10 protein-coding genes are annotated in these 7758 nt (G+C 69.1%); 6 read left to right on the top strand and 4 right to left on the bottom strand.

Annotated elements, in window-relative coordinates; genetic code table 11:
* Positions 1-18 precede the first annotated feature (18 nt).
* A complete protein-coding gene (locus ACWGCN_RS32575; protein WP_378996655.1) occupies positions 19-651 on the bottom strand; it encodes a TetR/AcrR family transcriptional regulator in 633 nt (210 codons plus the stop codon).
* A gap of 107 nt (positions 652-758) precedes the next feature.
* Between ACWGCN_RS32575 and ACWGCN_RS32580 the strand changes: the two genes are divergently transcribed.
* The 3 genes from ACWGCN_RS32580 to ACWGCN_RS32590 all read left to right on the top strand — a co-directional run bounded on the left by ACWGCN_RS32580 (position 759) and on the right by ACWGCN_RS32590 (position 2958).
* A complete protein-coding gene (locus ACWGCN_RS32580) occupies positions 759-1046 on the top strand; it encodes a hypothetical protein (protein ID WP_452459364.1) in 288 nt (95 codons plus the stop codon).
* A gap of 81 nt (positions 1047-1127) precedes the next feature.
* Positions 1128-2045: a sigma-70 family RNA polymerase sigma factor gene (locus ACWGCN_RS32585; RefSeq protein WP_452459365.1), complete on the top strand. Its 918-nt coding sequence runs from the start codon at positions 1128-1130 to the stop codon at positions 2043-2045.
* A gap of 37 nt (positions 2046-2082) precedes the next feature.
* Positions 2083-2958 (top strand): oxidoreductase, encoded by an 876-nt coding sequence (locus ACWGCN_RS32590; protein WP_452459366.1) that lies wholly within the window; start codon positions 2083-2085, stop codon positions 2956-2958.
* Here ACWGCN_RS32590 and ACWGCN_RS32595 read toward each other — a convergent pair whose 3' ends face one another.
* On the bottom strand, positions 2959-3897 hold the full coding sequence (locus ACWGCN_RS32595) for an NADP-dependent oxidoreductase (RefSeq protein WP_452459367.1): 939 nt from the start codon (positions 3895-3897) through the stop codon (positions 2959-2961).
* Between the two features lie 121 nt (positions 3898-4018).
* On the opposite strand from ACWGCN_RS32595, the gene ACWGCN_RS32600 reads away from it, so the two are divergent.
* From ACWGCN_RS32600 to ACWGCN_RS32610, 3 genes are all read left to right on the top strand, one after another.
* Entirely contained in the window at positions 4019-5011 is a 993-nt protein-coding gene (locus tag ACWGCN_RS32600) for a GlxA family transcriptional regulator (RefSeq protein WP_452459368.1), read from the top strand.
* 74 nt (positions 5012-5085) lie between these two features.
* Complete coding sequence (locus tag ACWGCN_RS32605) at positions 5086-5514, top strand: transcriptional regulator (protein ID WP_378996669.1); 429 nt, start codon at positions 5086-5088, stop codon at positions 5512-5514.
* Positions 5515-5552: 38 nt separating this feature from the next.
* Positions 5553-5888 (top strand): DUF3817 domain-containing protein, encoded by a 336-nt coding sequence (locus ACWGCN_RS32610; protein ID WP_449972372.1) that lies wholly within the window; start codon positions 5553-5555, stop codon positions 5886-5888.
* 63 nt (positions 5889-5951) lie between these two features.
* Here the strand turns inward: ACWGCN_RS32610 and rdgB are convergent, their stop codons facing one another.
* Positions 5952-6557 carry an RdgB/HAM1 family non-canonical purine NTP pyrophosphatase gene (gene rdgB, locus ACWGCN_RS32615; RefSeq protein ID WP_378996673.1) on the bottom strand — a complete coding sequence of 202 codons (606 nt, stop codon included), beginning with the start codon at positions 6555-6557 and terminating at the stop codon, positions 5952-5954.
* 2 nt (positions 6558-6559) lie between these two features.
* Complete coding sequence (gene rph / locus ACWGCN_RS32620) at positions 6560-7324, bottom strand: ribonuclease PH (RefSeq protein ID WP_378638916.1); 765 nt, start codon at positions 7322-7324, stop codon at positions 6560-6562.
* Between the last annotated feature and the right edge of the window lie 434 nt (positions 7325-7758).

Genomic DNA, 7758 nt, shown 5'->3' on the forward strand with positions numbered 1-7758 from the left:
GCAATCGCCACCGATCGCTCAGCGGACGGCGTAGTTTCCCAAGCCGGGTTCGAGCGTGTCGAACGCGATCTCGGCATCACGGGTCAGCGCGGCGGCGATCTCGGCGTTGGATTCGCCTTCCAGGGTGCGGCGCATGATCTCGTTGAACAGCACCCGTTGCACGCCGGCGATCTGGGCCGCGGCGACGCGCGGGGTGATGTCCTCGGGCGCGGCACCTGTCTCGGCGGCGAGTACGTCGGCCAGTGCCAGTTGACGGGCGTCGTGCAAATCGCGCCCGCGCGCAGTCAGCGCGGGACTGTCGGCGATCATCCTGGCGAACGGCTCGCCGCTGAAGCCGATGAGCTGGTCTTGCGCCGCGATGGCCGCCAGGCAAGCGTGACGCAGCGCGGCCAGTGCCGACTGGCCGGGCGCGCGTTCCCGAACGATCGACGCGAGTTGATCGATGTAGATCTCGCCGAGGTCGAGTGCCAGGTCTTCCTTGCGGGGGAAGTAGTTGGTGACCGTCATCTTCGAGACATCGGCGGCCGCGGCCACCTCGGCGATGGTCACCTGGTCGAATCCGCGAGCCAGGAACAGCTCGGTCGCCCGGTCCGAGATCTGCTCCCTGGTCTGCTGCTTCTTCCTGGCCCTGAGGCCCTGCTGTGTCGTCATGCCACCAGCATATCTGAACTCGTCCTAAATTTGTTCTTGACATATTTTTAGGTTCGTTCTAAGTTTATGCCCGTCGCCGCAAGCGACACGATCGAAGGAGACAGCGCATGCCGCACGGACCCGATATCGCCGCCGAGCCCCTCAACACCCGTTCCACCACCGAAGGAGCAGCCGATATGGCCCGATTCACGACGATGCGAAGTTCACTCGACGACGCGGTCCGCGAGATCACGACCGCGCCGCAACCCCTCCCCCTGCCCGGCCGGCCCCGGGCGGCACGCCGCGCCGAAGCGCATTTCCCGACCCCACGGCGACGTGGAACCGGCTCGGCCATTCGCGGCGCGCAGACCCGGTCGACGGCCGTGCGCCGCCCGATCCGGATTCCCGGCAAGTAGTCACTGCGTTCCCCGCGTAACCCGACCGGTGGGGCTGCCTCACCCCACCGGTCACCAGCCCCACATCGAACGGGAGTTCTCTTGACCACCACCGTCACCGCCGATCCCATTCGCGACTACCTGACCGCCATCGGACGCACTCCCCTGCTGACCGCCGAACAGGAATACGCCCTCGGTGCGCGGATCGCCGCGGGCGCGACCGCGCGGGCCGAGATCGATGCGGCCGGTGCCGAACTCACCGCCGCACAACGAGAACTGTTGCGCCGCACCGAACTCGACGGACTGCGCGCGAAAGATCACATGGTGCGGGCGAATCTGCGCCTGGTCGTCTCCATCGCGCGCCGGTTCCCGACCAACACCGGGATGTCGCTGCTCGATCTGATCCAGGAGGGCACGCTGGGGCTGATGCGCGCGGTGGAGAAATTCGACCACGAGCGCGGCCTCAAGCTCTCCACCTACGCGACGTTCTGGATCCGGCAGTCGATCGGGCGCGCGCTCACCGATCAGGGGCGCACGATCCGGCTGCCCTCGAATGTGGCCGATGTCCTGCATCGGGTGATCCGGGTGCGGCGCGAGCTGGCGCATCAACTGGGGCGCGCGGCCACCACCGAGGAACTGGCCGCGGGCGCCGACCTCACCGTCGCGCAGGTAGCGGCGGTGCTGCGGCACGAAGCCGAGCCGGTGTCGCTGCACGCGCCCGTCGGCGAGGACACCGATCTGGGCTCACTGTTGCCCGACACCACGCCCACACCGGCGGATGTGGTCGCGGCTCGGATGCTCGGGGGCTATGTGGAGGCGGCCCTGGCGGGGCTCACCGAGCGCGAATCCGCCGTCATCCGACTGCGTTTCGGCCTCGACCGCGGCGAGGGCCGCACGCTGGAGGAGGTGGGTTCGGCGCTCGGCTTCTCCCGCGAACGGGCGCGCCAAATCGAGGCGAAAGCCATGATCAAGCTGCGCAAACCCGCCTGCACCCGTACGCTGACCGGATTGCTGGCCTGACCTTCCCTCCTATCTTACTCCAGAGTAAGATAGGCGCATGGCATGGAAACCAACTGACATCGCGGACCAGTCCGGGCGCACGTTCGTGATCACCGGGGCCAACGGCGGCCTCGGTGCCGAGACCACCAAGGTGCTCGCAGGCAAGGGCGCCACGGTGATCATGGCCTGCCGCAACGCGAGCAAAGCGCAACCGATCGCCGACGCCATCCCCGGTGACGTGCGGGTGGCCGCGCTCGACCTGGCAGATCTGGCCTCTGTGCGCGAATTCGCCGCGCAGCAGGGCGAATTCGATGTGCTGATCAACAACGCGGGCCTGATGAACATCCCGTTCTCGCGCACCGCCGACGGGTTCGAGACGCAGTTCGGCGTCAACCACCTGGGCCACTTCGCCCTCACCGGACTGCTGCTCGACCGCGTGCGCGACCGGGTGATCTCGCTCGCCAGCATCGCCCACAAGCAGACCCCGAAGCTGTGGATCGACGACCTCAACTACGAGAACCGCCGCTACCAGCGCAATCTCGCCTACGCCCAGGCCAAGCTCGCCAACCTGATGTTCGGTCGTGAACTGCAGCGCAGGCTCACCGAGGCCGGGTCGGCGAAGAAGTCCTACGCCGTGCACCCCGGGGTCTCGGCCACGGACCTGTTCGCCCGCACCGAGACCCCCCTCGACAAGGTCAGCAAGCCGTTCATCAAGCTCATCGGCCACCCGCCGCACAAGGCCGCCCACTCCACCTTGTTCGCGGCCACCGAGCCGGACGCCGACCCCACCGTGTACTGGGGCCCCAACCGCCTGATGCAGTCGCAGGGACCGGTCGAGGCGTGCCCGTCGAGCAAGATCTCGCGCAATCCCGAGCTGCTGCGCAGGCTGTGGGAGGAATCCGAGCGGATGACCGGGATCAGCTACAAGTTCTGATCATCCGCACTGCGTGACCGTGAGCACGATCTTGCCGCGGGTGCGCTGATTGTCGCTGATCTCGTGGGCCTTGCCCACGAGTTCCAGTGGCAGGACCGTTTCCACGTGCGGTTGCAGCGCACCGCTTTCTACCAGGTCCGCGAGAGCGCGCAGACCCGCGCCGTCGGCTTCGACGATCATGAACCCGGCCCGCAGGCCGAGCGGGCGGGCAACCTCCACCAGGGCCGCTTCCGCCGGGGAGGCCAGCGACACGATGATGCCGCCGGGCCGGAGGGTTCGCAGCGAGCGCGGGCCGTATTCGCCGCCGATGGTGTCGACGACGATGTCGATGCCATCGGCCGCGTCGACGAAATCTGTTGCGGTGTAATCGATCACCTCATCGGCGCCGAGGTCGCGGACGAAGTCGTGATTGTCGGCCCTCGCCGTGGCGACGACGTACGCACCGCGCGCCTTGGCGATCTGCACCGCGACATGCCCGACCCCGCCCGCGGCGGCATGAATCAGGACCCGGTGGCCGGGCCGCACGTCGGCGGTGTCGACCAGCGCCTGCCAGGCGGTGAGCGCGACGAGCGGCAGCGCGGCGGCTTCGACGTGGGTGAGATTCGACGGCTTGCGCGCGAGGTGGCGGGCCGGTGCGGTGACGTACTCGGCGTAGGCGCCCGCGGCGCGCGGCTGACGCGGCATGCCGAAGACCTCGTCGCCCGGCGCGAACAGGGTGACACCGACACCGACGGCCTCGACCACACCGGACACATCCCAGCCCAGCGGTGCGATCGCGCCGAGCAGTCCGCCGGTGCCGCGGTGCCAGGAATCGGTCGGGTTCACCCCGGCCGCGTGCACGCGGATCAGCACTTCGGCCGGTCCGGGGCTCGGCTTGTCGACCTCGATCACCCGCAGGACCTCGGGTCCGCCGAAGGTGTCCTGACCGATTGCCCGCATGGCGCTTCTCCCTGTGTCTCCCAGGCCGTTTCGCTGCGAACCGGCCGTGTGCAGTCCACGATGCCGGGTGCGCGAATCATCGACGAGTGGCAAGAAAGCCAATATGTGTAAGAATCTTGCCATGCATCGCGTGGTGGTTCTGGCGCTGAACGGGGTCTATCCGTTCGAATTGGGAATTCCCGCCCGGATCTTCGGCACGGCGACCGATCCCGACGGCGCCGCGCTCTACGACGTGCGCACCTGCAGCCTCGACGGAGCCCCGGTCTCGACCAACGCCGACTTCACCATCGCCGTCGAATACGACAGCAGCGCGCTCGCCGAGGCCGACACCGTGGTGATCCCGCCCTTCTCCGCGTGTGACGCCCCCGAGGAGGAGTGGATGCCCGCCGACCTGGCCGATGCGCTGGGTCGACTCCGGCCGGATACCCGCATCGTGTCGATCTGCACCGCGGCGTTCGTCCTGGCCGCCCTCGGCTTGCTCGACGACCGCCCCGCGACCACGCACTGGCGACAAGCCGATCGGTTTCGCACTCTGTTCCCGCAAGTCAGGATGGATGCCGACGTGCTGTTCGTCGACGAAGGACGCATCCTCACCGCGGCGGGCAGCGCCGCCGGCATCGACGCCTGCCTGCACCTGCTGCGCCGCGATCACGGCAGCGCGGTCGCCAATCAGGTCGCCCGCCTGTGCATCGTGCCGCCGTGGCGCGAGGGCGGACAGGCCCAGTTCATCGACCGGCCGATCCCCGAACCCAGCACCGCGACGACCGCCGCCACCCGCGCCTGGGCCATGACCCACCTGGATCGCCCGCTCCCGCTCACCGAACTCGCCGCCCACGCTCGCATGAGCGTGCGCACATTCTGCCGCCGATTCCGCGAGGAAACCGGCCTCCCACCCGGCCAATGGCTGACGCAGCAACGCGTCGACCACGCCCGCCACCTCCTCGAAGCCACCGACCTCCCCATCGACCGCGTCGCCGCCGACGCGGGCCTCGGCACCGCCGCTTCCCTGCGCCAGCACCTGTCCGCCGTCATCGGCGTCTCCCCCACCGCCTACCGCCAGACCTTCCAGGCCGGGACCTCGCGCACGCGCGCCACCCGGACTACTGTGCTGTGACGCCTGACTCCGCGGTTGACTCCGGCCGCGACCTGCTCCTACGTGCTCTGTAGTAGGCGGGTACCGTGGAGCGCGTGTCCGTTCCACCTCCTCGCCCGGCGCACAATCGACCGGCCCTGATCGCGCTGGTCTGTGTCGTCGCGCTGGGCTGCCTGGCGCTGGCCTGGTGGCAGTGGGAACGGTTCGAATCGTCGTCGGGAACCGGCCAGAATCTCGGTTACGCACTGCAGTGGCCGCTGTTCGCCGGGTTCGCGGTGTTCGCCTATGTGCGGTTCGTGCGGCTGGAACGCGAGGCCGAAGAGCCCGCGTCGCCGCGTCCGGGCAAGGCCGAGGCGCCGCGCGAGATCCCCGCGGGCATCCTGCCCGAACGCCCCAAGGCCGCGAAGTCCGACGACCCGGAAACGGCCGCCTACAACCAGTACCTGGCGCAACTGCACGCCAGCGACATCGATGCGCAGGTCCGCACCGCCGGCTTGCATTCCCCCGAGAGGAACGCCGGGTGACCGACAACACCACCACCACACCGTCGCCGGACGAAGCCATCGCCGCCCCCGCGGGCAGCGCCCCCACCGCCAAGATCACCTCGGCCCTGCAGCGCTACCGCGTACTCGCCTGGGTCACCGGCCTGTGGCTGCTGCTGCTCACCGTCGAGATGATCGCCAAGTACGGCTTCGGCGTCGACACCCCCAGCTGGATCGCGGTCGTGCACGGCTGGGTGTACTTCGCCTATCTGCTGGTCACCGCCGACCTCGCCGTGAAGGTCCGCTGGCCCATCGGCCGCACCGTCGGCACCCTCGTCGCCGGCACCATCCCGCTGCTGTCGTTCTTCGTCGAGCACCGCAACGCCAAAGACGTGAAGCAGCAGTACAGCCTCTGACTTGCACGAAAAGCGCCGCCGCCCCGGTAATCCGGAGCGGCGGCGCTTGTGTTGTGTGGTCGGTCAGGCCAGGGCGGCCAGGGCCGGGATGAGCTGAGTGAGCGCGCGGCCCCGGTGGGAGACCGCGTCCTTTTCGGCGGGGGTGAGTTCGGCGGCGCTGCCGGTACCGCCCTCGGGCAGGAACAGCGGGTCGTAGCCGAAGCCGCCGTCACCGTGCGGTTCACGGGCGATGGTGCCGGGCCATTCGCCGCGCACCACCGTGGTCGTACCGTCGGGCAGGACCAGCGCGCAGGTGGAGACGAAACGGCCGCCGCGACGGTCGTCGGGGACGTCGCCCAGCTGGGCGAGCAGCAGGGTGTTGTTCGCGGCATCGTCGCCGTGGCCGCCCGCCCACCGCGCCGACAGCACACCCGGCATCCCGTTCAGCGCGTCGACTTCGATGCCGGAATCGTCTGCCACGCAGGGCAATCCGGTGGCAACGGCACCGTCGCGCGCCTTCGCGATCGCGTTCTCCTCGAAGGTGGCGCCGGTCTCGGGCGCCTCCTCGTACGGGGGCACCTCGTTCAGGCTCACCAATTCGATTCCGGCCACCCCGGCTTCATCGAGGATCCGGCGAAGCTCCTTCAGCTTCTTGGCATTTCGGCTGGCGACCAGCACACGCACGGCCACGACTACTTCTTCGCGGACGGCTCGGGCAGGGTGCCCGGGTACGGCAGTGCCAGCGCCGCCTTCTGGATCGCGAACAGCTGCTCGGCACCGGCGAAGGCCGAGTCGAGCATCTTGTCCAGGGTCGACCGCGGGAACGTCGCGCCCTCGCCGGTGCCCTGGATCTCGACCAGAGTTCCGGTGTCGGTGGCCACCACGTTCATGTCGACCTCGGCGCGCGAGTCTTCCTCGTAGGGCAGGTCGAGGCGAACACGCCCGTCGACCACACCCACGCTCACCGCGGCGATCATGCACGAAATCGGCTGCGGGTCAGCCAGTTTGCCCGCGGCGGCCAGGTAGGTCACCGCGTCCGAGAGCGCCACATAGGCGCCGGTGATCGCGGCGGTGCGCGTGCCACCGTCGGCCTGCAGCACATCGCAGTCGAGCGCGATCGTGTTCTCGCCGAGCGCGGCCAGGTCGATGCAGGCCCGCAGCGAGCGCCCGATCAGCCTGCTGATCTCCTGCGTCCGCCCACCGACCTTGCCCTTCACCGACTCCCGCCCACTGCGCGTGTGCGTGGCCGCGGGCAGCATCGCGTACTCCGCGGTGAGCCAGCCCAGCCCCGAATCCCGGCGCCACGGCGGCACCCCCTCGGTGACGCTCGCGGTGCACATCACCCGCGTCTGCCCGAATTCCACCAGCACCGACCCCGCCGGGTGCGTAGTGAATCCCCGAGTGATCTTCACGTCGCGGAGTTCGTCATCCGCCCTACCATCAGCTCGTCTAGACACAGCCGACACACTAGCGCGTGCCCCCCACTCCTCGCCCAGCCACACCGAAGCCTCCGAAGCCCGCGCCCACACCGCACTCCCAGCGACACCGCACACCCCAAGGTCCGTAGCTCTACCGCACTCCCCGCGACACCGCGCACCCCGAAGTCCACACCCTTACCGCACTCCCCGCGACTCCACACACCCGAAGCTCACACCCCTACCGCACTCCCCGCGACTCCACACACCCCGAAGTCCACACCCCTACCGCACTCCCAGAGACTCCATACACCCGAAGTCCGCAGCCCTACCGCACTAGCCGGCCCCACCGTTCAACCCCAGATCCGCCATGACCGCACCACCAACCACCGCACTCCCGACCCCTAGGGAGGGACGGCCACGAAGTGGCCGGTCCGCGGCCGGGTCGCCGGTTAGGCGCCGCGGAGATGCGACGA

This window comes from Nocardia sp. NPDC055050 (genome assembly GCF_053608345.1).